Here is a 21504-nt window from a genome sequence, read left to right as displayed (position 1 = left end):
ATACAAGGGGAAAGAAATGGCCGAATACTGCGACGGGGGCGTCTGCCTAGCCCTACTTCAGTTCAAACTAGATTAGTCAGCAAAGCTTGTGGTCAGAACTTGGGGGTTTTATCCACAGTGCCATGTCATTTCGACATGTTTACACTGTACCGCAAGAAAATGCCGAGGTATTTCTGCGAAAAATGGCGTAGCCAATCGAGCGCAATGCAACTTCCGCGCGCCGAGGAGATCGAGCGTCGGCTACGCCTATTATTTTTCTATTGTGTCATCAAGTAGCCTACTCAGCGGCGTATTGCGTGTCCAAAGCACACTCAATTCATCGTATTGACGCTCACGAGTCGCATTCAATTCAGTTTGAAGACTGAGGATTTTGGCCTCTAGCTCCATGATGCGCGCTCTTAAAACTGCGCGAGAACTGTCTGCGTATTTTGACGAAGACTGGCGCTGCATGCGCCTTTCTACCTCGCACGCCTCCTCGTACGCCTCCCGGATCAGCCTCCGTCCGCCCCATGCCTTGGTCGATAGGGCATTGCGCTTGGGCGCAATTCGGAACTTCTTCTTGACGTGCGCCTCGATGTTCTTCCATGTAACAGGTACTTCGGCGTCGGGCAGCAGCCGCACCATCTCCACAATTTTCTTGGCGACTTCAAGCGTCAGAGTTTCCTTGCGCCCACCCTTCCGGACGCCCTTGGGCGCATTCGTACTATTCATTGCCGGCCTCGTGGTCATCGTCTCCGTCCACTTCCAACAGGTCACGCTGGTCCTGCTTACCTAACTCCGTTTGCACAAACTGCGGATACTTCAGCTCGAAAGCTTGAATACTTTCCTTCACCCCGGCCCTGCCACCGAGCCTCGCCTCTAACGCTCGCTCGTGTCCGGGGGCACCGTGGTACGAGGGGTTGTGGTACTTAATCAGGGCACCCGAACGATTGCTCTCCTTATTCAGCTGTTCAGCGAAACCAGTAAGTGCGAACGCTTCACCTAGCTTGTTGGCGAAAGATCGGTCCTTGATCTGATCATTGATTTCATGGAATCTCGCGATCAGCTCCTTGGCCATCTGCTCAGGGTTTAAGCCTTCGCGCACGAGAGTCAAGATGTGTCCGTCTAGTGTCTCAGGATTGTCAGCCAATTGCCGATGACGAGCAATCAGCAGTGCCTCCAACTGGTTCACAATACTGCGGAACACAAGATCGGCATCCTTCTTGACTCTTTCATTGGTCGGCAGATGGCCCTTCACTACCAAACCTTCATTACACGGCGCGCATTTGTAAGACCGGCACGGTCGTTCGTGGTGCTGATGAAGGCAGACCCCGTAGCGCTGCGGGTAAAGGACGATGATCTGATTCGCTGTACGTGCAACGGGCCGGTCTTCGGTTGCCTGCATGATGTCGTTCATGCTCGTGACAGCGATGTTCGCTTCACCAAGCGCCACAATCTGTGTTTTTAGCCCGTACTCATTTTCAATTGCCCCGAGCCTTTGCAGGCCCTGAGTCATGTCCCACAACTCCTTGACGTCCGGCATGGCGGCCTGATCGGCCTTGTGCTCAGCGCCTCTCAAGTCGTAGGCTTTGAGCTGATTGATGCTGAGGCGGTTGGCCCACTTGTTCGCAAGCACATCCGGTAAGCCTGAATCAAGCGCCTGTGAAGTTAACCACCGCCGCGGATCATGGGTGTTTATGTATGCCGTCTCTACGACCCCGTCCACCACCATCTTGATATCCAGCTTTTCAAACAGTGTTGGCTCTTTCTTCCAGTCACTCCGGTATTGTTTACCTGAAGATGGCTTTCTGTCATTTTCGGTCTGCCGCAAGCGAAGGACTAGCGAGTTGTATTTAATAGAACCAGGTAGGTAGGGCGTTTGCGCGCTGTCAAACAGCATCAGCATGTTAGACAAACGCCCCTGGTAGTGATTGCCACGCGTCACTCTCCGAAGGTCCTCCATCGCCTGCTTCACCCTTGCCAACAAGACAGGCTCTAGGTCGGACCATCCAACTGCCAGGATTGATTCTCTTGTGTACTTTGCGCCAGCGTACCTGTGAGTCCCGGAGTTAGTTGTCTTCTTTATGAAGCCCTTTCGGCGCAGCTCTTCCCAAATCGGTTTCACATTAGATTCTTTTTTTGCAGTCGGTTCTTGGCTTTCCAAGTTCGTGATCTTCCAAAGCGCTTTCTTATTGATATCGGTTCCTCGCAGATGCTCAAGCTCAGCGGGCAGGTACAGAACGTCAGGGCGCTCCGAGTACCAGTTCACCAGCATTCGGGAACGTTCGCCGTGCTGCCTAATGACGTCGATACACAAGTCGGCGAAGGCGATCATGAAATTGAGGATCGGTTTCCCGCCCCACGCCGCCCCTTTGGATCCTTTGACCAGCAGCATCTGATGCACCCGCTCCAAGGATTGACCATCACTGCCAACATCAGGTTCAGATGTGCGCATCATGTAATCCTCCAAAGTGAAGCGATCGTCCGCTGCCATGCAGAGCGGCTCGTTCACCCGGTTGGGACAGCACATATTGAGTCCCATCACCGCCAAGGCTACACGGTCATAAGCAGACAGCCGGTCATCGCCTCGAAACATAGCCGTCTGCGCATCTGACAGGGCTTCAATTTGCCGCTCCAGGATTGCCACTTTCTTGGCCCTGAAGTTCCTACTTGTGCTCTTGCTGAGTGCCCAAAGCTGCGATTTGGTCTGCGGCGCAATGTTCCATGCCAACCGGTCTGTGACGCCAGCAGCACCAACCAGATCGATTTGAGCACGAAGGGCCAAAAGGTTCCCGTACAGCCCGCCTGCAGTGCCTGGTGATGCTTTGGCTCGTTCAACCACGACGTCTTCAAGCTCGGTCAGATGCACCCGCCTGAGTTGGTACAGCGGCGCGTCGATTTGGGACAGGAGCCGCCATCCAGGTAACTGGCCGTATGGGTCCTTGATTTCACCCTTCAGGGCGATCTCAGCCATGATGCATTTGAGCGCCAGTGCATAGGCAGGATCCTTGCCTTCAAAGTCGGCGAGGGCTGGGGCGAAGCTAACGTCCAGGAGCTTTGTTTTGTAGCGGGTCCAAAGAGGCCAGTGGTCCGAGTCGAAGTCGATTTCTGGCCAGCGCGCATTCATGCGTGTCCTGCAGTCCTCAAGCCAGGCTTTCTGCGCCGAGCCGCGCTGCGCGATGTCCAGTTCGACGAAAACGTCTTGCCTTGCATTCAAGAACTTTCTCCTAGCCCGGCAGCCGGATTCTTCAACTGGCAAATACTGATCACCACGCGGATCGCATTTCTAAGTTGCTTGTACTTTTGAACCTCGTGTTGCAGGGCGAGCCCCTGCCCCTCGAAATCGGCGATCTCCCGATTTACCAGATCCAGGTTGATCGTGTGGTCGGCATCCCAGCACGGCCGGAACTTGTTGCAGTCGTAGCAGGCAAGTGGCGCGTACCCGCACAAGCTTTGCCTACCGCACGCCGCAGTCACCTCACGGCGTCCTGTGGCAAGGTCTTCACTGACAATGGGATTGTCCTTCGCGATCTGGTCGTGCCTGCTGATCGCCCGCGCCATTACGTCTTTGTAGACAGGAAAGTGCTGATCGAATGCCGGTTGAATTGCGTCGCTAATTCGGTCGAGAACCCCTTGAAAAAAGAGATCGACGTATCGCTGGCATGCGGCATCTGTAGCGTGTCTTAAAACTACAGCGATACTTGATGCAGAGAGCCCAGAGAGCGCGAGCTGGGTTCCTACAGTGTGCCGCAGTGCGTTGAAACTTAGGCTGCGGCGACCAAGCGTAGCGATGGGGTTTAAGTAGCTTACTCTGAAGGACCCGGAGCTCCCAGACATTCCATGATTCGCATTCGCGTGGTCATGGTGCCATGTTCCGTCGGCTTTCAGTCGTCTTGCTGGAAAGAGTGCTAGTTTGCTGAGGTCGGCTTCGTCAACCAAGTGGCCGTATCGCTGAACGACGTGCTCTCTCTGAAGTTGAAGAATCTCGCCGAGATCGGCGGTGATTTTGATGGCGAGACGGTACGGGCTGTCTACCCGAGTTTTGACGGGCAGCATGTCGAGGAACCAGGTCAACTGGCCGGTCACCTTGTTTTCATCTCGGGTTAGATCCATGAGCCTCAGCTTGCGGTAAGTCTCCGGCCGGAAGAAGACTTGGAAAGCGAGCATCGCAAACGCGTAAATCCCAATTTCGACTTCCCCGGCCTCATATGCATTTTCAACTGCAGTAAGGGTCTGGGCTACCGCAGCACGACTCAATGCTTGCGACAAAATCCGCTTGATCGCCTCGCCTCGCTCACCCCTCGCCGAGACCAAGAGAGGAAAGTCTTCTGGCCGCAAGGCTGATTCGAAGATCGACTCATTGCCTCGGTTCGCCTGAAAGAAGCGCTTGAAGCCCTGCAGATTTGATTGGGATTGTTCCTGCTTGAGGCTCTCAAGCGCAGCAAGGTACGCGAGGTCGATTTGCTCAACAACGGCAGTCGTTATCCCGGCATCCTGGCACTTGAGCAGAATGGTCCTTATGCGGGAGTACTCGTTAAATATCGTTTTAATCGATACACGGTTACGGCTGTTGATCAATGCTGTCTTCACTGCAATAAGGAAGGGCCGAGAATATCCCTTGGCAAGCATGGTGAGATCGAAGCTGAATTCTTCTGAACTCTGGTCCCTGCCATCACTCACCACGCGGGTCATAGTCCACAGCAACTCATCCTCAGTGCGGAATTGGTCCCCAGTGCTATTTGCTGCAGCCGTGTTCACGTATCCGCCTTTCGCTGCAATTTGAGACGTTCGGCTCTCATGCTTTCCCACCAATCAGCGATGTCAATGGCTGCCGCGTCGAAGGCTGCCCGGCGCGCATACAAATCCGGCATAGCGCTGTTGTTGGTCCAGCCGAAGCGATCTTTCATTTCACTCTTGGTTTGGTCACTGCCGCCTTTTTCTGCGACATAGAGTGTGGCGGCTGAGTGCCGCAATGTGTAGGCCACTAGCTCATATTCTTCGGCTTTCACATATGCATCTCCGGACTCCCTTGTCAGCATGCCCTGTTCTTGCATCCTTACCTCCGCCTCATTGAAGACGAGGCTGATGGTTTTCCTGTTTCGGATCGGACCGGCCCCCAGCACCTCAAGAAATAGGAAGCCCTTGGATTGGTTTTTTAGCCGGCGTGCCAGCAATTCGGCTCGCTCTGAACGGATGTAGTCCGATATTGCCTCCGATGTCCAAGGCCACAGCGTTATGGTGTACTGAGAGTTGTAATTGACAGAGTTGGACCGGGCTCCTTTTTGCACAGGCGTTCCTGAGGTAGGTGCCTCGTCTCTCCTGGCAATGTTGTCCTTAATCTCAAGGTAGCGGCCCTTGAAGTCCTCCAACTGAAGGTTCCCAATCGCTCCCGGTCGCAGACCTTCACAGGCGAGCAAGAACACTGCCCGATTTCGCTTCATGGTGGAACTGGCGCCCTTACCACGACCGAAGATTGCTTCTGGGTTTGAATAGGCAGCAGTCATCAGTTGCTTAAAACGCATCGTCGGAAGGGATCTCACCTGCGTCGGGTGCTTGCTTCCGGATCCCTTGATTTTGCTTTTCAAGTCATTGATGGAGGCTGCGTACCTGTCCTTCAACTCGCGGCGTGTTTGGGCAGATCGGATGCGTGGATCTAGGACAGCCACAAAGTACCAGTCGAGGAAGGTCGCGATCTGCACCAGTCGTGCACTGGCAGTAGCGCGCGTCACCGCCCCGGGTCGGTCTCTGTGAGCAACAACTTCGGTCTTGGCCAAACGAGAGAGCATTTGCGGAGTCATTGACTCGATCTCCTCCATCGGTCGATACGCCAAGTTCGCCAGCCACCCCACCTCCTGCGAGTGAAGACAGTGCCCTTCAAGTGCTCGGTGGGGCAGAGTCACTCTGAAAGCTTGTACAAAAGCTTGCAGCAGCCTTAGACCCCCGGTGACAGCCGTCCGGGTGTTGGGGTTGTCGTACTTTAAGTTGATGAATAGAGTGAATGGACCATGGAGTTCTCCAGCGTGGGTCAGTACAAGCGAGCGTCCGTTTGCTTCAACGAGTCTCATTTGAAATACTCAAAATAGATAGTCACTCATCAGCACAATGCATTGTCGATAGGATACAAACCTGCACCACATGCAAGGTCATCACTCTACCGTTTTTCGAGGTATCTGATGATTAAATACAAATGTGGGATTTGATGACTCATTGGACCTCGTCCACGCCGCGGTCCTCCATGAGCGGCGCGATCTCGGTGATGACGTCCTTGAAGCGACGCGAGTATCTGCGGTATTCGTCGAAATCCACGGGCAGCAGGAGAGCCTGGGGACAGAGCTTGGCGGCCTTCATCAGCCCCATGGCCGAGCCCACGCCGAACTGGCGCGCGGCATAGGTGGCGGTGGTGATGACACCACGACCGGTGTAGTCCTTGAGCCGCGGGAAATCGGCCACCGGTATCTCCGACAAGGGCAGACCGGCATGCTTTTGCAGCAGCGCATCATCGGGCCGGCGCCGCGCGCCGCCGATGACCACGGGCAGGCCCTGCAGCTGCGGGTAACGCAGCAACTCGACCGAGGCGTAGAACGCGTCCATGTCGAGGTGCGCGATGCGACGGATCGATGCGGTGGCTGGGCTGGCGGGTGCGGACACCGGGCTAGCATAGCGCGCCATCGATGCAGAATACGGGCGTTCACCACCCGCTCCGGAGACCCCATGAAAAAACGTCACTTCCTAAGCGCTGCCCTGGGCGCCAGCGCCTTGTCTCCGACGGCGCAGGCCATCTCCGCAGGCCAGCGCGGCCCCACCCTGCTGACCGTGACGGGCGCCATCGGCCGCGGCAACCGCGGGCCGCTGGACAAGGCCCTGGACCAGATGATGGTCAAGCAGCAGCTGGCTTTCGACAAGGCCCACGTGTTTGACTTCGAGGCCCTGCGCGCACTGCCCAGCATCACGATCCGGCCGACGCTGGAATACGATGCCAAGCCCCACACCCTGCGCGGCCCCCTGCTGGGCCATGTCATCGAGGCCACCGGCGCGCGCCTGGACAACACGCTCAAGCTGATGCTGCGCGCCATCGACGGCTACACCGTGAACCTCACGCTGGCGCAGGCGCGGCGCTACCGCTTCATCGTCGCCACCCACCTGGATGGCCAGCCGATGCCGCTGGGCGGGCTGGGCCCGCTGTGGGCGGTGTTTGATGCGGACCGCCACGCCGACGTGATGGCCCACCCCCTGGCCGAGCGTTACGCCCAGTGCCCCTGGGGGCTGTACCACATCGAGGTGCAGGCCACTCAGGCCGTCGGATAGGTCCCGGGCAGCAGGATGCTGCGGTCCACCGTGTTGACGTCGGTGCGGCCGCAGAAGGCCATGGTGATGTCCAGTTCCTTGTGCAGGATCTCCAGCGCCCTGCTCACACCGGCCTCGCCCATGGCGCCCAGGCCGTAGGCCATGGCGCGGCCGATATAGACCGCACGCGCACCCAGGGCACGGGCCTTGAGCACGTCCTGGCCCGAGCGGATGCCGCCGTCCATGTGCACCTCGATGCGCTGGCCCACGGCATCGACGATGGCGGGCAGGGCCTCGATGCTGCTCTGAGCGCCGTCGAGCTGGCGGCCCCCGTGGTTGGAGACCACGATGGCGTCGGCACCGGTGTTCAGCGCCAGCTTCGCATCCTCCACATCCTGGATGCCCTTGAGGATGATCTTGCCGCCCCAGCGCTTCTTGATCCACTCCACGTCGCCCCAGTTGAGCGCCGGGTCGAACTGCTGGGCGGTCCAGGCCGAGAGCGAGCTCATGTTCTCCACGCCCTTGACGTGGCCGACGATGTTGCCGAACTCGCGCCGCGGCGTGCCCAGCATGCCCAGGGCCCAGCGCGGCTTGGTCGCGATGTTCAGGATATTGGGAAGGGTGAGCTTCGGCGGCGCCGACAGACCGTTTTTCAGGTCCTTGTGGCGCTGGCCCAGGATCTGCAAGTCCAGCGTGAGCACCAGGGCCGAGCAGCGCGCGGCCTTGGCCCGCTCGATCAGGCGCTCCATGAAGGCGCGGTCCTTCATCATGTAGAGCTGGAACCAGAAGGGGTGGCCGTCGGTGCCCTTGCTCACATCCTCGATCGAGCAGATGCTCATGGTCGAGAGCGTGAAGGGGATGCCGAACTTCTTGGCCGCGCGCGCCGCCAGAATCTCGCCATCGGCATGCTGCATGCCCGTCAGGCCCACGGGCGCGATGGCCACGGGCATGGCCACGTCCTGGCCGATCATGGTGCTGCGTGTGCTGCGCCCTTCCATGTTCACGGCCACGCGCTGGCGCAGCTTGATCTTCTGGAAGTCGCTGCTGTTGGCGCGGTAGGTGCTCTCGGTCCACGAGCCGCTGTCGGCGTAGTCGTAGAACATGCGCGGCACGCGCTTCTGGGCCAGGACCCGCAGGTCTTCGATATTGGTGATGACGGGCATTCTTGTGTCTCCAGATCAGATGTGCTGGAGATTATCCGGGGATTCGGACCTCCGCTTACCCAAGCCCAAAACCGAGGAACGCCGTGGAACCGGCTTCGCCGGGCCACTGGCGTTGCCCCCTGCAAGGGGGGTGGCGTAGCGAACGAAGGGAGCGCAGCCTGGGGGTAATCCTTATTCGCCAAAACAGATGCCGAGGTCTCGGCCCGTCTGCAGGGTGTCGCTGTCGGCCGGCACCGCCTTCATGCGCCCGGCCACCTCGGCCAGGGGCACGTAGATGACGTTCGGATGGGACAGGGCCGCCATCACGCCCGAGTGGCCCTCGTCCAGCGCACGCACGGCAGCGGTGCCGAAACGCTTGGCCGCCAGCCGGTCGAAGGTGGTGGGGCTGCCCCCGCGCAGCAGGTGCCCCAGCACCACCACGCGCGCGTCCTTGCCGGTGCGCTCGGCCAGTTCCCTGGCCACCTGCTCGCCGATGCCGCCCAGGCGTTCGGCATGGCTGGCCTCGGCCGCCGCCAGCAGGGCACGCTGGCCCTGCCTTGGCTGCGCGCCTTCGGCCACCACCACCAGCGAGTACAGGCGGCCGTGGGCATCCCGCTCGCGGATCGCGGCCGCCACCTTGTCGATGTCGTAGGGCATCTCGGGCATCAGGATGGCATGCGCCCCGCCCGATATGCCCGCGTGCAGGGCGATCCAGCCCGCATAGCGGCCCATCACCTCCACCACCATCACCCGCTGGTGGCTCTCGGCCGTGCTGTGCAGGCGGTCCAGACACTCGGTGGCGAAGGAGACGGCGGTATCGAAACCGAAAGTGGTGTGGGTCTTGTCCAGATCGTTGTCGATGGTCTTGGGCACGCCCACCACGCGCAGGCCGCGGCGGTGCAGTTCGTTGCCGATGGTCAGCGTGCCGTCACCGCCCGCGATGACCAGCGCATCGACGCCCTCGCACCGAAAGTAATCCAGGACCTCGCCGGAACGGTCCTGCTCCACCGTGCTGCCATTGGCCTGGCGCACGGGAAAATGGAAAGGGTCGCCCTTGTTGGTGGTGCCCAGGATGGTGCCGCCCAGGTGGGCGATGCCGCGCACACGGTCGCGGGTCAGCACTTCCGTGCCGCCCTGGGGATAGTGCTGCGGCGCCAGGATGCCGTTGAAGCCGTCGCGGATGCCCACGCATTCCCAGCCGCGGTTGGCAGCGGCCCACACCACCGAACTGATGACGGCGTTCAGGCCCGGGGCGTCGCCGCCGCCGGTGCTGATGGCGATGCGTCGGATGGGTGGATTCATGCGGGCTCTCCTCGTACTTCTTCATGGGCAAGACAGGCAGGATATGCCGCTTCCCGCCTCGACCGTTCAGTTGTACCCCACCTCGCGCTGATGGCGTATCGCATGCACGATGGCCACGTCCAGGGTCTCGACATAGTCGTACAGCGCCACATAGCCCGTGCTGCCGCGGGAAATCACCAGTTCGCGGAACCCGTGATTCACGGTGCGGCCGATACAGGGATGCTCTTGCAGGATGTCCAGCGCCTGGGTGATGAGGCGCACCGTCTCCTCTGCATGTTCAGGAGCGACTTGCAGCAGGAAGTCCACCAGCCTCTCCAGATCATCCGCGGCCGCTTCGGACAGCAGCCATTGCGTCATGGGCGCGCCTTGCGTGCCGGTAGCACGCGTGCGGCGGGGCGCCTGGCCGTTTGCCCTTGCGCTTTCTTGAGCAGGTAGTCCGAAAAGGTCTGGCCGTCCAGCACCCGGCCCGAGTGCGCCAGTCGGGCACGCGAGGCCAGCGCTGCCTGCTCCATGGCCGCCACACCTTCCGTCCGCGCCAAGGCGGACTCGATGGCGGACACCATGAAAGCATGCGCGGTCGTGTGCTCCGCTTCCGCAACCCGGCTCAGGCGCTCACGGGTGGCGGTGGGCAATTTGACGGACAGGGTAGACATGGGGAGGCCTCGGAAAAGATGGTGACACCATGGTAACACCACACAAAAGGCTTGTCCCTGCGTTTTCAAGCGACATGGTCTGCGCACGCGCTAGCAAGTTCATGTGCATCGGATCTGTTATGCCCCGCTCCTCGGGCACCAGGGCCCGAGGAACTGACACTGTAGATGTCAAATGTAAGGCCGTAAGGCCGGGCCCCGGCCCTCCAGGGCCGGTGCTGAACTTCGCCAACTGGCCCAGGGCATGGGCGTGCACGCGGTGCGCGCCACCGCCGCCGAGGAGTTCACGCGCGCGCTGGAGCAGGCCCCAAATGCAAAACCACAGCGGACACCCAGCGCCAGGTGCTTATGACTTCGGCCCGCTCTTTGCTTGCTCCGACCGGCGCTGCTTTGGCGCTGTTGGAGCCCCCTGCCTGGGCAACCATTAACGGCGTGCTCGATCCTGTGCCCGTGGAAGCGCTAACGCTGGCGCCCGCCAAGATAGCGCACAGGCTCAGTAGTGCTGATGCAAAAAGTTTCAAGACGGCCTCCGAATCTCAGGCGCAGGCCTCACCGGGTTCGTGGCCGCAGGACGGCACAGCAGCAGCCTCGGTCGCGACGGGGGCGCCGTCCCTGAAGGTCTCGGTCGCGGTGTCGTAGCCCTTTTCCTGCAGGTAGCTCACCAGGCCGGCGTCCATGCTGTTGGCGTGCCCGGGAAACCATTCGACCAGGGCCTCGATCATGCTGTCGATGTAGGCCATCTCGCCATTCAGCGCGCGGCGTTCGACTTCCTTCATCACTTCCAGCACGCTGGTGTGCTGACCGAAGTGGCAGAAGTCGGGCTGGATGCCGCAGGCGAGCATCCAGCGCTCTTCCTGCGCGAAGTGCTCGACGGTGTGCGCGAGCAGTTGCTGGTAGACCGGCAGCTTCTGCTCAGTCGCGGCGGCCGTGGTGGCGTTGACCAGGTCCACGAACTCCCGGTGGGTGTGGTCGGTGCGGGCATCGCCGAGCAACAGCTCGTCGCTCCAGCTCAGGGTGTGGGTGGCGGACATGGTCATTCCTTCTCGGGCCGGATCGGCATGTCGGCAAGGGCCCCGGGCCTGGCGCTGAACGCGTGCCGACGCGCTGCATGGCCGGGGCCGCAGGCCTCCGGCCGGGTGAGGGCATGGGACGGGGGGCGAGCTTGCCGGATTTGGTTCCGGATCATAGCCCAGCCCCGGATTTCAGAGTCGGCGCCGGCGGGGCACCACACCGAGCTGCACGGTCTGTTGCAAGGTCGTGGCCCCCAGCTGCAGGGCCTGGCGCGGCGGCTCGACCAGCAGCTCCGGATGCCAGACGCGCAGCTCGACCTTGCCGGCCGGCAGGCCGTCGAAGCGGGCGTGGCCGCTCTCGTCGGTCTTGAGCGTCCAGGCGGAGTCGCTCACGAAAACATGCCCGCGCATGGAGCCGTGCAGATGGCAGCCCAGCAGCACGACACCGGGTTTGTCCAGCACCAGCTCCATGGCGGCCGGCGGCTGCCCGGCCGGGCGGCCCGCCAGGCGGAACTCGAAACCCGGGGGTGCATTCGGGTCCAGCGCGGCCAGCCCGGTGGCCAGCGTGCCGCGCACATGGTGGTCCCAGCGGTCGAGGTTGGCAAAACGCAGGCGTGTGCCCGGCACCACCACGGTCAGGGCCGGCACGAAACGCATGCGCTCCTGCTCGATCAGCACGGGGCCGGGTGGCGCCGGCGACGCGGGCGCTGCCTGCCCGACCGGGTAGAGCACCACCACGGCATCGGGCAGGGGCTTGCCGTCCCGGTCCTGCACCTGGACGTGCAGGCCGGCAGCCTGCGCGGCCCAGCAGGCCAGCTGTGTGGTGGCAATGCAGAGGAATCTGCGCATCTCAGTGCTCCGTGATGACGTCGCGGTGCATGGGCGCCAGCAGGGCCAGCAGGCGGTTCTGCTGCGCGTAGGGGATGCCCCTGGCGTCCATGGCCGCCTGCAGGTCTTCCACCAGGGCGTGGAACTCATGCTTGCGGATGCCCATGTCGGCATGCGCGGACTTCATGTCCGCACCCTCGTATTTGCAGGGGCCGCCGCTGAGCTGGCAGAACTGGTCGCTCAGGCTGGCCTTGAGGGTCTGGGCATTGGTGTCCTTGAAGTGATGCTTGATGCGCACATCCTGCAGGACGCGCCCGACAAACTCGTCCATGAGGGCGGTGATGCCGGCTTTCTGGCCCAGCGCCTGGTACAGCGTATCGGATGCGGGCAGGGTCTGGGCTTGCGCACCCAGCAGGCCGCCCAGGAACAGGCAGCAGGTGTAGAGGAATTTTTTCATGAAGGATCTCCGTGGGTTGAGTCAGTGCGCACCGTGGTTCAGAAGGCGACCTGACCGGACAGGTAGTAGCCGGTCTGGCGACGGCCTTGCGTGATGCCGGGCACGATGCGACCCAGGTCCACGTACGCCAGGGTCAGCGACAAGTGCTTGCTCGGCGCCCAGGCCACGAAGAGATCCTTCCAGTCGTCCTCGGCCAGGCCATCGCCCAGGCCCGAGGCCGCCCCCAGGGCTTCGAGGTTGTTGGGTTTCTTGCGGTACTCGGCCCCGATCGCCAGATTCTTTTTCAGCAGGTAGGCGGCCGAGATTTCCGTTTGCAGGCTGCGGCTGCTGCTGCCGGGGGATTTGCCGCCAAAGCCGAGCAGGCCGTTCTGGTTGGCATTGGTGGAGCGCAGGGTGGCGTTGAGCAGCAGGCTTTGGGCCAGCACCAGCTTGGTGGCATTGACATACACATCGGTCCCGCTGTTTTGCACGCCCAGGAAATCGAAGACGGACTGCAAGGAACCGGGGCGGACCTGCTTGTGTTCCAGGCCCACCGCGATCTGCGGCATCCAGCTGTCGCTGTCGAGGATGGCGTCGCCTGCGACCTTGACCTTCAGGCCGAGCACATCCATCTGGATGTGCTGGCCCGGCGTCACGCCGAAGGCGGCCACGCCGTTGAGGGCGATGGTGGGCGAGGCATCAAAATCCTGCCGGGCCAGGGACAGTTCGACACGGTCTTTCAGGCCGATGGCCACGCCGTAGCTGTTGAGGCTGTAGTCCTGGGTGCTGGCGCGCGTGAGGTAGCTGCTGACACCGATCTCGCCTTCTGTGGCGTTGGTGCCGATGACGGCCCAGGGCGTCAAGCCACCACCGGCCGAGCCGGTGATGGAGCTGACACCGCCCGTGAGCAGGAGTTTGCCGGTGTCGGCCTGGGCCAGGATGGTGGTGCAAGCCAGGCAGGAGAGCGTGGCGTACCGGAAGAGTTTATTCATCAGGGTGGCTCCTAGTAGAGGTACAGACCAGCTGGCCTGCCTACCGGATACGCAGCCCGGCAGCGATTGGATTCAAAAAAAGCAAAAATATTTTCAGTCACCAGACCTGGCACGAAAACGTGCCGGACCTGGTCCCTGGGTGCAACGCCAGACAAGTCCGTTCGCGTTGCGCTTGTCGAAACGCATCCCTTGCAAATCAACAGCTTGCAGATGCCTTCGACAGGCTCAGGCCGAACGGAGGGACTTGTTCAGCACATTCCTACAGCATGCGCTGGATCAGGCTGCCCTTGAACAGCACGGGGCCGGTGGGCCCGCCCGCGCCGGGCACGCCGCCCAGCGGCTCCAGGCTGATCGCCAGCGTGGGCACTTCGCGCACATCCGACTCACCCGCGGTGAGCTTGACCAGCGGCCCCTGCCCCAGCACCCCCAGCGAGCGCGGCGCACCGGCCGGCGGCAGGGCCCAGAGCTGCAGGGATTTGTCACGGCCTTCCTGGAAGCCGCCCACACGCTGCAGGACCAGGGTGTTGTTCCTGGGATCGAAGGTCACCAGCATGGAGGCCGCCGACCGGTCGTCGGCCAGGACCGCCACATACTGGATCTGCGGGGCCGCCTGCAGCTGCTGGCGCAGTTCGGCGATTTGCGCACCAGACTGCGCGCGCAGGCCCTCGTTGACCTGCAGGCCCACCGCCACGGCCGTCACGGTGGCGGCCACGCCCGCTGCGGCAATGCCGCGCCAGACCAGCAGGCTTTGCCACCAGCCGGGGCTGGCCGAAGGTGTCGTGCCGGGCGATGCCTGCGCCCGGACCTGCAACAGGTTCTGGATGCGGATCCAGACATAGGGCGGCGGTTCGATCGCCGGCTGCAACTCGGTCAGACCGGCCAGGCGGCCCTGCCAATGCTGGCAGGCCAGCTGGACGGCGGGCTGCTGCCGCGCCAGGGTCTCGAAGCGGCGGCGGGCGCCGCCACGCAGCGTGCCCAGGGCGTAGCTGGCCGCCAGGCGGTCCAGCAGTTCGGGATGATCATGCAATCTCATGGTCGCATCTCAGTGGGTGGCGGCCATGCAGCCGCGCAATTGGTTCAGACCGCGACGGATCCAGGTCTTGACCGTGCCCAGCGGCAGGCGCAGCTGTTCGGCCAGCTCATGGTGGCTGAGATCGCGCAGATAGGCCAGGCCGAGCACTTGGCGCTGGCCGTTCTCCAGCTGCTGCAGGCAACGGTGCAAGGCGCGCGCCTGCTGGCTGGCGTGGACCTGGTCCATGGGATTGGGCGCATCCCCCTCCAGGGTCTCGGCCAGGGTTTCGTCGAGCTCCTCGGTGCTGCCGGCCCGCTCGGCCGTGCGCCGCCGCAAGAGGTCCAGGGCACGGCTGCGCACGATCAGGCCCATCCACGCCATCGGGGGGCTCAGGCTGGCGCGGTAATCACCGGCCGAGCGCCAGATGTAGAGATAGCTCTCCTGCACCACATCTTCAGCCCACTCCTTGTGGCGCAGCACCCGCATGGCCAGGCCGAACAGCAGGGGGGAGGTGCGAGCGTAAAGCGACTTCAGCGCTGCCGCATCCTGACGAGCGACCTGGTCGAGCAAGGCCGTCAATTCCAAATCCTGGTCATCAAGCATCATGACGCGATTGTGCTTGATCGGGACGCAGCCCGCAGATCGGCGCGTCAACCTGGGTGAGGCAGGACATACAAGAAGCATGCAGGGAGTACGGGGCGGAGCGGCCGGCGGATTCAGACCGGGCCCATGCCCCGGCAAAGACAGGGGGCTTTTGAATCCGGACGCGACGGCAGCGCGTATTCGAAGTGTCGGCTCAGCTTGTGCCGATGCCGGTCTGACCGGCCCCTCCATTCTTGAACCCAGCAAGGAAACCATCATGACTTCCAAGATTGACCTCACCCCCCTGCCCAGCGCTGCGCGCCGCTCCTTCATGAGCCGCACCGGCACCCTGTCCGCCGTGGCCGTGGCCATGCTCGCAGGCCGGGAAGCGCTGGCCCAGGGCATGGGGGGCGATACCACCGGTGATCTTCAGATCCTCAATGTGGCCCTCGGCCTGGAACATGAAGCCATCAACGCCTACCAGCTGGGCGCCACCAGCGGCCTGCTGCAAAAGCCGGTGCTGGACGTGGCCGTGCAATTCCAGGGACATCACATGGCGCACCGCGACGCCTTGATCGCCACCATCCTCAAGCTCGGCGGCAAACCGGTGATGGAGCTGAAACTGGACGACTACGCCCGGGCACTCAAGGCCCACACCTTGAAAAACCAGGCCGATGTGCTGGGCCTGGCCGCGCGGCTGGAGCTGGGCGCGATCAACGCCTACCTGGGTGTCATCCCCGCCTTCGGCAGCAAGGATCTGGGCAAAGTGGCCGCGCGCCTGGCCGCCGACGAGACCATGCACTACACCGTGCTGACGCAGGCCCTGGGCCGCGCCCTGCCGGCCGGCGCCCTGAGCTTCGGCGCCTGAGTTTCATCTCCTCTTCACCCCGGATGCAAGGAAAGATGACCATGACCACCCGCACTCTCACGGCCCTGGCGGCCGCCTCCCTGCTGTCGGCCTGCGCCATGTCGGGCGGCATGTCCATGTCCGGCTCGGCACAGACCGGTGTCCCCGATGCCGTGCGTGTCCCTGCCGGCCACAGCGTCGTGCTGGAGACCGTGGGCAGTGGCGAGATCACCTACGATTGCCGCGCCAAAAAGGACATGGCTGGCGCCTTCGAATGGGTTTTCATCGGCCCCGATGCCCGCCTGATGGACCGCAGCGGCAAGGCCGTGGGCCGTTACTACGGCCCGCCCGCCACCTGGGAAAGCAACGATGGCTCGCGCATCACCGGCGCCCAGCTCGCCGTCGCGCCCGGCGGTGAAGGCAACATTCCGCTGCAGCTGGTCAAGGCCAACCCGGCCATGGGCATGGGCGCCATGCAGGGTGTGAGCCATGTCCAGCGCCTGGCCACCCGGGGTGGTGTGGCGCCGGCCATGGCCTGCGGCGCGGGCAACGCCGGTCAGAAGTCGGTGGTGAAGTACCAGGCCGACTACATCTTCTGGCGCGCGAACTGAGCGCCAGTGAGGGCGTGGCTCAGGCGAGCCGCGCCCGGTGGCGCTCGATCTGCGCCCGCACCTGGACCGGCGCGGTGCCGCCCAGGGTGTGGCGCGCATTGAGCGAGCCGCGCAGCGAGAGTACGTCGTACACGTCTTTCTCGATGCTCCTGTTGAACTGCTGCAGAACGGTCAGCGGCAGCTCGGACAAGTCGCAGGCGTGGCTGATGGCGGCCTTGACCGCGTGCGCCACGGTCTCGTGCGCATCGCGGAACGGCAGGCCCTTCTTGACCAGGTAGTCGGCCAGGTCGGTGGCGGTGGCATAGCCCTTGAGCGCGGCCTGCTCCATCGCTTGCGCGTTGACCGTGATGCCGCCTTCGAGCTTGCCCGTTTCAGGATTCAACTGACCGCCCACCATCTCGGTGAAGATGCGCAGCGTGTCCTTCAGGGTGTCCACCGTGTCGAACAGCGGCTCCTTGTCTTCCTGGTTGTCCTTGTTGTAGGCCAGGGGCTGGCCCTTCATGAGGGTGATCAGACCCATGAGGTGGCCCACCACGCGACCGGTCTTGCCGCGTGCGAGTTCGGGCACGTCGGGGTTTTTCTTCTGCGGCATGATGGAAGAGCCGGTGGTGAAGCGGTCCGCTATTCTGATGAAACCGAAGTTCTGGCTCATCCAGAGGATCAGCTCCTCGCTCAGGCGGCTGATGTGCACCATGACCAGGGAGGCGGCCGCCGCGAACTCGATGGCGAAGTCCCGGTCGCTCACGGCGTCCAGGCTGTTCTGGCAGACCCCGTCCATGCCCAGGGTTGTCGCCACGCGCTCGCGGTCCAGCGGGTAGCTGGTGCCCGCCAGTGCCGCGCTGCCCAGGGGCAGGCGGTTGACCCGCTTGCGCACGTCGGCCATGCGCTCGGCGTCGCGCGCGAACATCTCCACATAGGCCAGCATGTGGTGGCCGAAACTCACGGGCTGGGCCACCTGCAGGTGGGTGAAGCCGGGCAGGATCACCTCCACGTTCTGCTCGGCCACGGTCACCAGGGCTTTCTGCAGGTCCACCAGCAGATTGCCGATGAGGTCGATCTCGGTGCGCAGCCACAGGCGCACGTCGGTGGCGACCTGGTCGTTGCGGCTGCGGCCGGTGTGCAGGCGCTTGCCGGCGTCGCCCACCAGCTGGGTCAGGCGCGCCTCGATGTTGAGGTGCACGTCTTCCAGGTCGAGCTTCCACTCGAACTTGCCGCTCTCGATCTCGGCGATGATCCGGGCCATGCCGTCGCGGATGGCGGCCAGGTCGGCCGCAGCGATGATGCCCTGCGCCGCCAGCATCTCGGCATGGGCCAGGCTGCCCGTGATGTCGGCCTGCCACAGGCGCTTGTCGAAAAAGACGCTGGCCGTGTAGCGTTTGACCAGATCGCTCATGGGCTCGGAGAACAGCGCCGACCAGGCTTGGGATTTCTTGTCGAGTTGGTTTTGGGACATGGCTGGCGGGCGTATAAGAGCAAGGTGGGCAAGGCTGGCGTGATGGCCATTGTGCGACCACGGTCATTTCACCAATAATGGGGGCGGCCCCAGGGCCGATTCCCATCATCCATGAAAGACACCCAGATTTTATCGGCCTTCCAGGAACTGGCCCCGGAAAGCACGGCCAGCGCCGCGCCGACCGTGCTCCTGTACGACGCCTGCCAGGTGGGTGTGGCCCTGCGTGCCGTGCTTTTCGTGGAGGCCGTGGTGGCCGTGGGCGCCATGTATGGCACCGGCACGGCGCTGGACTGGATCGTGCGCCTGGCCCTGCTGACCGGCAGTGCCCTGCCCGCCACGGTGTTCTGGCTGGTCCTGGCCTGCCTGTTCAAGCGCCCGCTGGGGCGCCTGCCGCGCCCGGCCCAGTACGCCACCGGTGTGCTGCTGGGCGCACTGGCCGGCCTCTATGGCTGCAGCATGCTCACGCTGGCCGGCCTGCTCAGCCCCGCCCCCTGGGTGGCCAGCGCCAGCAGCGGCGCCCTGCTGGCCGGCGTGCTGGTGGCCGTGCTGGCCCTGCGCGCGCGCGGCCGCACCCCGGCCGACACGGCGGCGCGCCTGTCCGAACTGCAGTCACGCATCCGGCCGCATTTCCTTTTCAACACGCTCAACAGCGCCATCGCCCTGGTGCGCGCCGAACCGGCCAAGGCCGAGGCCCTGCTCGAAGACCTGAGCGACCTGTTCCGTCATGCCCTGGTGGACCAGGGCGAATCGGTCACGCTGGCCGACGAAATCGCACTGGCGCGGCGTTACCTGGACATCGAGCAGGTGCGCTTCGGCGAGCGCCTGCAGCTCGAGTGGGCGCTCGACCCCTGGGCCGAGGAGGCCCGCCTGCCCCCCCTGCTGCTGCAGCCCCTGCTGGAAAACGCCGTGCGCCATGGTGTGGAGCCCAGCCCCAGCGGGGCGCAGGTGCGCATCTCCACCCAGCGGCGCGGCTCCACCGTGGTGATCAAGATCACCAACACCGTGCCGGCCGGCCCGGGCCCGCACGGCCACGGCGTGGCCCTGGGCAATGTGCGCGACCGCCTGCGCCTGCTGCACGACGTGCAGTGCAGCTTCCACACCGTGCACAAGGACGGCATCTACCAGGTGCGCATGGAGGTGCCGGCATGAAAACCGCAGTACACAGCACCGGAGGAGGCCCATGAGCATGGGTCTGCGCACCCTCATCGTCGACGACGAGTCGCTGGCCCGCAGCCGCCTGCGCACCCTGCTGGGCGACTGCAAGACGCCGCTGATCAGCGTCGAGGGCGAGGCCGCCAACGCCACCCAGGCCATCGAGCTGCTGCGCCGCCAGCCCTATGACCTGGCCCTGCTGGACATCCACATGCCCGGGGCCGACGGCCTGACCCTGGCCCAGACCCTGCGCGGCCTGCCACAGCCGCCGGCCGTGATCTTCGTGACCGCGCACGCCGAACACGCGGTGCAGGCCTTCGAGCTGGAGGCCGTGGACTACCTGACCAAACCCGTGCGTCTGGAACGCCTGCAGCAGGCCCTGCAGAAGGTGGAACGGCTGTTGCGTGGCCGACCCGATGCCGCTGCGACCACACCCGAAGAAGTGCTGCTGATCCAGGAGCGCGGACGCACCGAGCGCGTGCCCCTGGCCGAGGTGCTGTACTTCAAGGCCGAGCTCAAATACATCACGGTGCGCACGGCGGGCAAGACCTACATCCTGGACGGGGCCTTGAGCGAGCTGGAAGAAAAATACAATGCCCGCTTCATGCGTGTGCACCGCAACGCCCTGGTGGCCCGCCGGGCCGTGCGGGCTCTGGAAAAACACTACGATCCGGAAGAGGGTGAGGGCTGGGCCGTGCGCCTGAGCGGCACCGACGAACTGCTTGCCGTCTCGCGCCGCCAGCTTGCTGCCGTGCGCGAAGCCATCGCTTCCAACTGAGACCCACGCTCACGAAAGGACCTCCCCATGATGGAACTGCTGACGGACCCCCAGGCCTGGATCGCCTTCGCCACCCTGACCACGCTGGAGCTGGTGCTGGGCATCGACAACATCATCTTCATCTCCATCCTGGTCGACAAGCTCCCCCCTGACAAGCAGGTGCTGGCGCGCCGGCTGGGCCTGTTCATGGCCATGTTCATGCGCATCGGGCTCCTGCTGGTGCTGTCCTGGATCATCGGCCTGGTGGCGCCGCTGTTCACCGTGCTGAACCAGGAGATCTCCGGGCGCGACCTGATCCTGATCGCCGGCGGCCTGTTCCTGATCTGGAAAAGCACCGGCGAGATCCACCAGTCGCTCGAGGGCGAAGAGGGCCATGCCTCGGGCGCGGTGCGGGCCACCTTTGCGGCCGTGATCCTGCAGATCATGATCGTTGATCTGGTGTTCTCACTCGATTCCATCATCACCGCCGTGGGCATGGTGGACGAACTCGCCGTCATGATTGCCGCGGTGATCGCCTCCGTTGCCTTGATGATGGTGTTCGCCGGCGCCATCGGGCGTTTTGTGTCGGAGCACCCGAGCATCAAGATGCTGGCCCTGTCCTTCCTGGTCGTGGTCGGCGTGGTGCTCATCGCCGAAGGTTTCGACCACCACGTGCCCAAGGGCTACGTCTACTTCGCCATGGCCTTCTCGCTGGGTGTGGAGATGCTCAACATCCGCATGCGCAAGCGCTCGGCCAAGCCGGTGCAGTTGCACACCGAGTACACGCGCAAACCTTGAGGGCTGGCATTTACTGACGGATCACGTCGGCGCCGGCCGGCGGCCTGAAGCGGAATGTCTCCGCCGGCAGGTTCACATTGAGCTGCACACGGCTGAAGGTCAGCAAGGAACGCTGGCCGAAGTTGTCGACGATCTCCAGCGCGGCCAGCTCGGCCGTCTTTTTGCCGCCCGACTCGACCTCGCGCAGGCCCACGCGCACGGTCTGAACCTGGCCGTCGCGCGCACGCGGCGTGGCCAGCACCCACTGCAGGCCATCGCGCTCGGGCCCGTTGGCCAGCTGGTAGTCGGCCTGCAGGGCGCGCAGATCGGGGGCGGCGGCGATCAGCGCCGCCGGCGTGCTGCCCAGGGCGCTGGCCTGCGCGCGCGCCGTGACCTGGTTCAGGTCCACGTCATGCAGCCACAGGGTCTGGCCATCGGCCACGATGGTCTGGGCCAGGGGCTTGCCATAGACAAAACGGAAACGCCCGGGGCGCTGGAACTCGAAACTGCCGTTGGAGATGCGCGTGCGGGCCACCTGGCCCTCGCGTGGGGGCGCCGTCACCACCTGGGTGAAATCGGCGCGGCCGCTGCTGGCGGTCTTGAGGAAGAGTTCAAGCGCACTCAGGCCGTCGGCGCGAGCCACCATGGCACAGGAAGCTATCGAAAAAATAGCAAACAGTTTTTTCATGT

22 protein-coding genes and 1 pseudogene are annotated in these 21504 nt (G+C 63.4%); 6 read left to right on the top strand and 17 right to left on the bottom strand.

Annotated features, from left to right (window positions below; all coding sequences use genetic code 11):
- Positions 1-249: 249 nt before the first annotated feature.
- The 5 genes and pseudogenes from ACYVH8_RS11510 to ACYVH8_RS11490 form a co-directional block, all read right to left on the bottom strand.
- Positions 250-711, bottom strand: coding sequence for a hypothetical protein (locus ACYVH8_RS11510; RefSeq protein ID WP_174252914.1), 462 nt, complete (start codon positions 709-711; stop codon positions 250-252).
- Entirely contained in the window at positions 704-3196 is a 2493-nt protein-coding gene (locus ACYVH8_RS11505; protein WP_174252915.1) for a hypothetical protein, read from the bottom strand. Before ACYVH8_RS11505 ends, ACYVH8_RS11510 begins: the two co-directional genes overlap by 8 nt.
- Positions 3193-4737: a site-specific integrase gene (locus tag ACYVH8_RS11500; RefSeq protein WP_174252916.1), complete on the bottom strand. Its 1545-nt coding sequence runs from the start codon at positions 4735-4737 to the stop codon at positions 3193-3195. The genes ACYVH8_RS11505 and ACYVH8_RS11500 overlap by 4 nt, the downstream gene beginning before the upstream one ends.
- A complete protein-coding gene (locus tag ACYVH8_RS11495; RefSeq protein ID WP_174252917.1) occupies positions 4734-6044 on the bottom strand; it encodes a site-specific integrase in 1311 nt (436 codons plus the stop codon). The genes ACYVH8_RS11500 and ACYVH8_RS11495 overlap by 4 nt, the downstream gene beginning before the upstream one ends.
- A 145-nt stretch (positions 6045-6189) precedes the next feature.
- Positions 6190-6648 (bottom strand): annotated as a pseudogene (locus ACYVH8_RS11490) (Y-family DNA polymerase); the annotation flags it as partial.
- A 42-nt stretch (positions 6649-6690) separates the two neighbouring features.
- On the opposite strand from ACYVH8_RS11490, the gene ACYVH8_RS11485 reads away from it, so the two are divergent.
- Positions 6691-7284 carry a putative pterin-binding protein gene (locus tag ACYVH8_RS11485; protein WP_460488991.1) on the top strand — a complete coding sequence of 198 codons (594 nt, stop codon included), beginning with the start codon at positions 6691-6693 and terminating at the stop codon, positions 7282-7284.
- Here ACYVH8_RS11485 and ACYVH8_RS11480 read toward each other — a convergent pair.
- The 10 genes from ACYVH8_RS11480 to ACYVH8_RS11435 all read right to left on the bottom strand — a co-directional run bounded on the left by ACYVH8_RS11480 (position 7269) and on the right by ACYVH8_RS11435 (position 15241).
- Positions 7269-8426 (bottom strand): alpha-hydroxy acid oxidase, encoded by a 1158-nt coding sequence (locus ACYVH8_RS11480; RefSeq protein ID WP_460488990.1) that lies wholly within the window; start codon positions 8424-8426, stop codon positions 7269-7271. The two genes, ACYVH8_RS11485 and ACYVH8_RS11480, sit on opposite strands and share 16 nt — an antisense overlap.
- Positions 8427-8597: 171 nt before the next feature.
- Positions 8598-9707 carry a 6-phosphofructokinase gene (locus tag ACYVH8_RS11475; RefSeq protein ID WP_460488989.1) on the bottom strand — a complete coding sequence of 370 codons (1110 nt, stop codon included), beginning with the start codon at positions 9705-9707 and terminating at the stop codon, positions 8598-8600.
- Positions 9708-9773: 66 nt separating this feature from the next.
- Positions 9774-10064, bottom strand: a complete 291-nt coding sequence (locus tag ACYVH8_RS11470; RefSeq protein ID WP_460488988.1) for a type II toxin-antitoxin system RelE/ParE family toxin — start codon at positions 10062-10064, stop codon at positions 9774-9776.
- Positions 10061-10360: a hypothetical protein gene (locus tag ACYVH8_RS11465; protein ID WP_460488987.1), complete on the bottom strand. Its 300-nt coding sequence runs from the start codon at positions 10358-10360 to the stop codon at positions 10061-10063. The genes ACYVH8_RS11470 and ACYVH8_RS11465 overlap by 4 nt, the downstream gene beginning before the upstream one ends.
- A 533-nt stretch (positions 10361-10893) precedes the next feature.
- Positions 10894-11388, bottom strand: coding sequence for a hemerythrin domain-containing protein (locus tag ACYVH8_RS11460; protein WP_460488986.1), 495 nt, complete (start codon positions 11386-11388; stop codon positions 10894-10896).
- 171 nt (positions 11389-11559) lie between these two features.
- Positions 11560-12216, bottom strand: a complete 657-nt coding sequence (locus ACYVH8_RS11455) for a cupredoxin domain-containing protein (RefSeq protein WP_460488985.1) — start codon at positions 12214-12216, stop codon at positions 11560-11562.
- 1 nt (position 12217) lies between these two features.
- Positions 12218-12652: a group I truncated hemoglobin gene (locus tag ACYVH8_RS11450; protein WP_460488984.1), complete on the bottom strand. Its 435-nt coding sequence runs from the start codon at positions 12650-12652 to the stop codon at positions 12218-12220.
- Positions 12653-12690: 38 nt separating this feature from the next.
- Positions 12691-13623, bottom strand: coding sequence for a DUF3034 family protein (locus ACYVH8_RS11445; RefSeq protein WP_460488983.1), 933 nt, complete (start codon positions 13621-13623; stop codon positions 12691-12693).
- Positions 13624-13882: 259 nt separating this feature from the next.
- On the bottom strand, positions 13883-14656 hold the full coding sequence (locus tag ACYVH8_RS11440; RefSeq protein WP_460488982.1) for an anti-sigma factor: 774 nt from the start codon (positions 14654-14656) through the stop codon (positions 13883-13885).
- A gap of 9 nt (positions 14657-14665) precedes the next feature.
- Positions 14666-15241, bottom strand: coding sequence for a sigma-70 family RNA polymerase sigma factor (locus tag ACYVH8_RS11435; protein ID WP_460488981.1), 576 nt, complete (start codon positions 15239-15241; stop codon positions 14666-14668).
- A 253-nt stretch (positions 15242-15494) separates the two neighbouring features.
- Here ACYVH8_RS11435 and ACYVH8_RS11430 point away from each other — a divergent pair, with 253 nt between their 5' ends.
- Both ACYVH8_RS11430 and ACYVH8_RS11425 read left to right on the top strand, forming a co-directional pair.
- Positions 15495-16085 (top strand): ferritin-like domain-containing protein, encoded by a 591-nt coding sequence (locus ACYVH8_RS11430; protein WP_460488980.1) that lies wholly within the window; start codon positions 15495-15497, stop codon positions 16083-16085.
- A gap of 41 nt (positions 16086-16126) precedes the next feature.
- Positions 16127-16675 (top strand): DUF3455 domain-containing protein, encoded by a 549-nt coding sequence (locus ACYVH8_RS11425; RefSeq protein WP_460488979.1) that lies wholly within the window; start codon positions 16127-16129, stop codon positions 16673-16675.
- 19 nt (positions 16676-16694) lie between these two features.
- Here the strand turns inward: ACYVH8_RS11425 and argH are convergent, their stop codons facing one another.
- Positions 16695-18128 (bottom strand): argininosuccinate lyase, encoded by a 1434-nt coding sequence (gene argH, locus ACYVH8_RS11420; RefSeq protein ID WP_460488978.1) that lies wholly within the window; start codon positions 18126-18128, stop codon positions 16695-16697.
- Between the two features lie 111 nt (positions 18129-18239).
- Between argH and ACYVH8_RS11415 the strand changes: the two genes are divergently transcribed.
- From ACYVH8_RS11415 to ACYVH8_RS11405, 3 genes are read left to right on the top strand one after another with little or no spacing between them, the layout of a single operon-like run.
- A complete protein-coding gene (locus ACYVH8_RS11415; protein ID WP_460488977.1) occupies positions 18240-19277 on the top strand; it encodes a sensor histidine kinase in 1038 nt (345 codons plus the stop codon).
- A gap of 37 nt (positions 19278-19314) precedes the next feature.
- The gene (locus ACYVH8_RS11410) at positions 19315-20058 is read left to right on the top strand and encodes a LytR/AlgR family response regulator transcription factor (protein WP_460489177.1); all 744 of its coding nucleotides are present in this window, start codon (positions 19315-19317) and stop codon (positions 20056-20058) included.
- 27 nt (positions 20059-20085) lie between these two features.
- Positions 20086-20835 (top strand): TerC family protein, encoded by a 750-nt coding sequence (locus ACYVH8_RS11405; RefSeq protein ID WP_460488976.1) that lies wholly within the window; start codon positions 20086-20088, stop codon positions 20833-20835.
- 10 nt (positions 20836-20845) lie between these two features.
- On the opposite strand, the gene lolA is transcribed toward ACYVH8_RS11405, so the two are convergent.
- Positions 20846-21502 carry an outer membrane lipoprotein chaperone LolA gene (lolA, locus tag ACYVH8_RS11400; RefSeq protein ID WP_460488975.1) on the bottom strand — a complete coding sequence of 219 codons (657 nt, stop codon included), beginning with the start codon at positions 21500-21502 and terminating at the stop codon, positions 20846-20848.
- Positions 21503-21504 lie beyond the last annotated feature (2 nt).

This window comes from Curvibacter fontanus (genome assembly GCF_054780335.1).
The sequence above is the reverse complement of the archived record's forward strand: the minus strand, read 5'-3'. Positions and strand labels throughout refer to the sequence as shown.

Excerpts from the sequence above, each read along its gene's own strand:
- ACYVH8_RS11465 (WP_460488987.1), bottom strand. The coding sequence starts at position 10,360 with ATGTCTACCCTGTCCGTCAAATTGCCCACCGCCACCCGTGAGCGCCTG.
- ACYVH8_RS11510 (WP_174252914.1), bottom strand. The coding sequence starts at position 711 with ATGAATAGTACGAATGCGCCCAAGGGCGTCCGGAAGGGTGGGCGCAAG.
- ACYVH8_RS11450 (WP_460488984.1), bottom strand. The coding sequence starts at position 12,652 with ATGAAAAAATTCCTCTACACCTGCTGCCTGTTCCTGGGCGGCCTGCTG.
- ACYVH8_RS11460 (WP_460488986.1), bottom strand. The coding sequence starts at position 11,388 with ATGTCCGCCACCCACACCCTGAGCTGGAGCGACGAGCTGTTGCTCGGC.
- ACYVH8_RS11480 (WP_460488990.1), bottom strand. The coding sequence starts at position 8,426 with ATGCCCGTCATCACCAATATCGAAGACCTGCGGGTCCTGGCCCAGAAG.
- lolA (WP_460488975.1), bottom strand. The coding sequence starts at position 21,502 with ATGAAAAAACTGTTTGCTATTTTTTCGATAGCTTCCTGTGCCATGGTG.
- ACYVH8_RS11455 (WP_460488985.1), bottom strand. The coding sequence starts at position 12,216 with ATGCGCAGATTCCTCTGCATTGCCACCACACAGCTGGCCTGCTGGGCC.
- ACYVH8_RS11435 (WP_460488981.1), bottom strand. The coding sequence starts at position 15,241 with ATGATGCTTGATGACCAGGATTTGGAATTGACGGCCTTGCTCGACCAG.
- ACYVH8_RS11475 (WP_460488989.1), bottom strand. The coding sequence starts at position 9,707 with ATGAATCCACCCATCCGACGCATCGCCATCAGCACCGGCGGCGGCGAC.
- argH (WP_460488978.1), bottom strand. The coding sequence starts at position 18,128 with ATGTCCCAAAACCAACTCGACAAGAAATCCCAAGCCTGGTCGGCGCTG.
- ACYVH8_RS11410 (WP_460489177.1), top strand. The coding sequence starts at position 19,315 with ATGGGTCTGCGCACCCTCATCGTCGACGACGAGTCGCTGGCCCGCAGC.
- ACYVH8_RS11495 (WP_174252917.1), bottom strand. The coding sequence starts at position 6,044 with ATGAGACTCGTTGAAGCAAACGGACGCTCGCTTGTACTGACCCACGCT.
- ACYVH8_RS11440 (WP_460488982.1), bottom strand. The coding sequence starts at position 14,656 with ATGAGATTGCATGATCATCCCGAACTGCTGGACCGCCTGGCGGCCAGC.
- ACYVH8_RS11445 (WP_460488983.1), bottom strand. The coding sequence starts at position 13,623 with ATGAATAAACTCTTCCGGTACGCCACGCTCTCCTGCCTGGCTTGCACC.
- ACYVH8_RS11430 (WP_460488980.1), top strand. The coding sequence starts at position 15,495 with ATGACTTCCAAGATTGACCTCACCCCCCTGCCCAGCGCTGCGCGCCGC.
- ACYVH8_RS11415 (WP_460488977.1), top strand. The coding sequence starts at position 18,240 with ATGAAAGACACCCAGATTTTATCGGCCTTCCAGGAACTGGCCCCGGAA.
- ACYVH8_RS11470 (WP_460488988.1), bottom strand. The coding sequence starts at position 10,064 with ATGACGCAATGGCTGCTGTCCGAAGCGGCCGCGGATGATCTGGAGAGG.
- ACYVH8_RS11425 (WP_460488979.1), top strand. The coding sequence starts at position 16,127 with ATGACCACCCGCACTCTCACGGCCCTGGCGGCCGCCTCCCTGCTGTCG.
- ACYVH8_RS11485 (WP_460488991.1), top strand. The coding sequence starts at position 6,691 with ATGAAAAAACGTCACTTCCTAAGCGCTGCCCTGGGCGCCAGCGCCTTG.
- ACYVH8_RS11405 (WP_460488976.1), top strand. The coding sequence starts at position 20,086 with ATGATGGAACTGCTGACGGACCCCCAGGCCTGGATCGCCTTCGCCACC.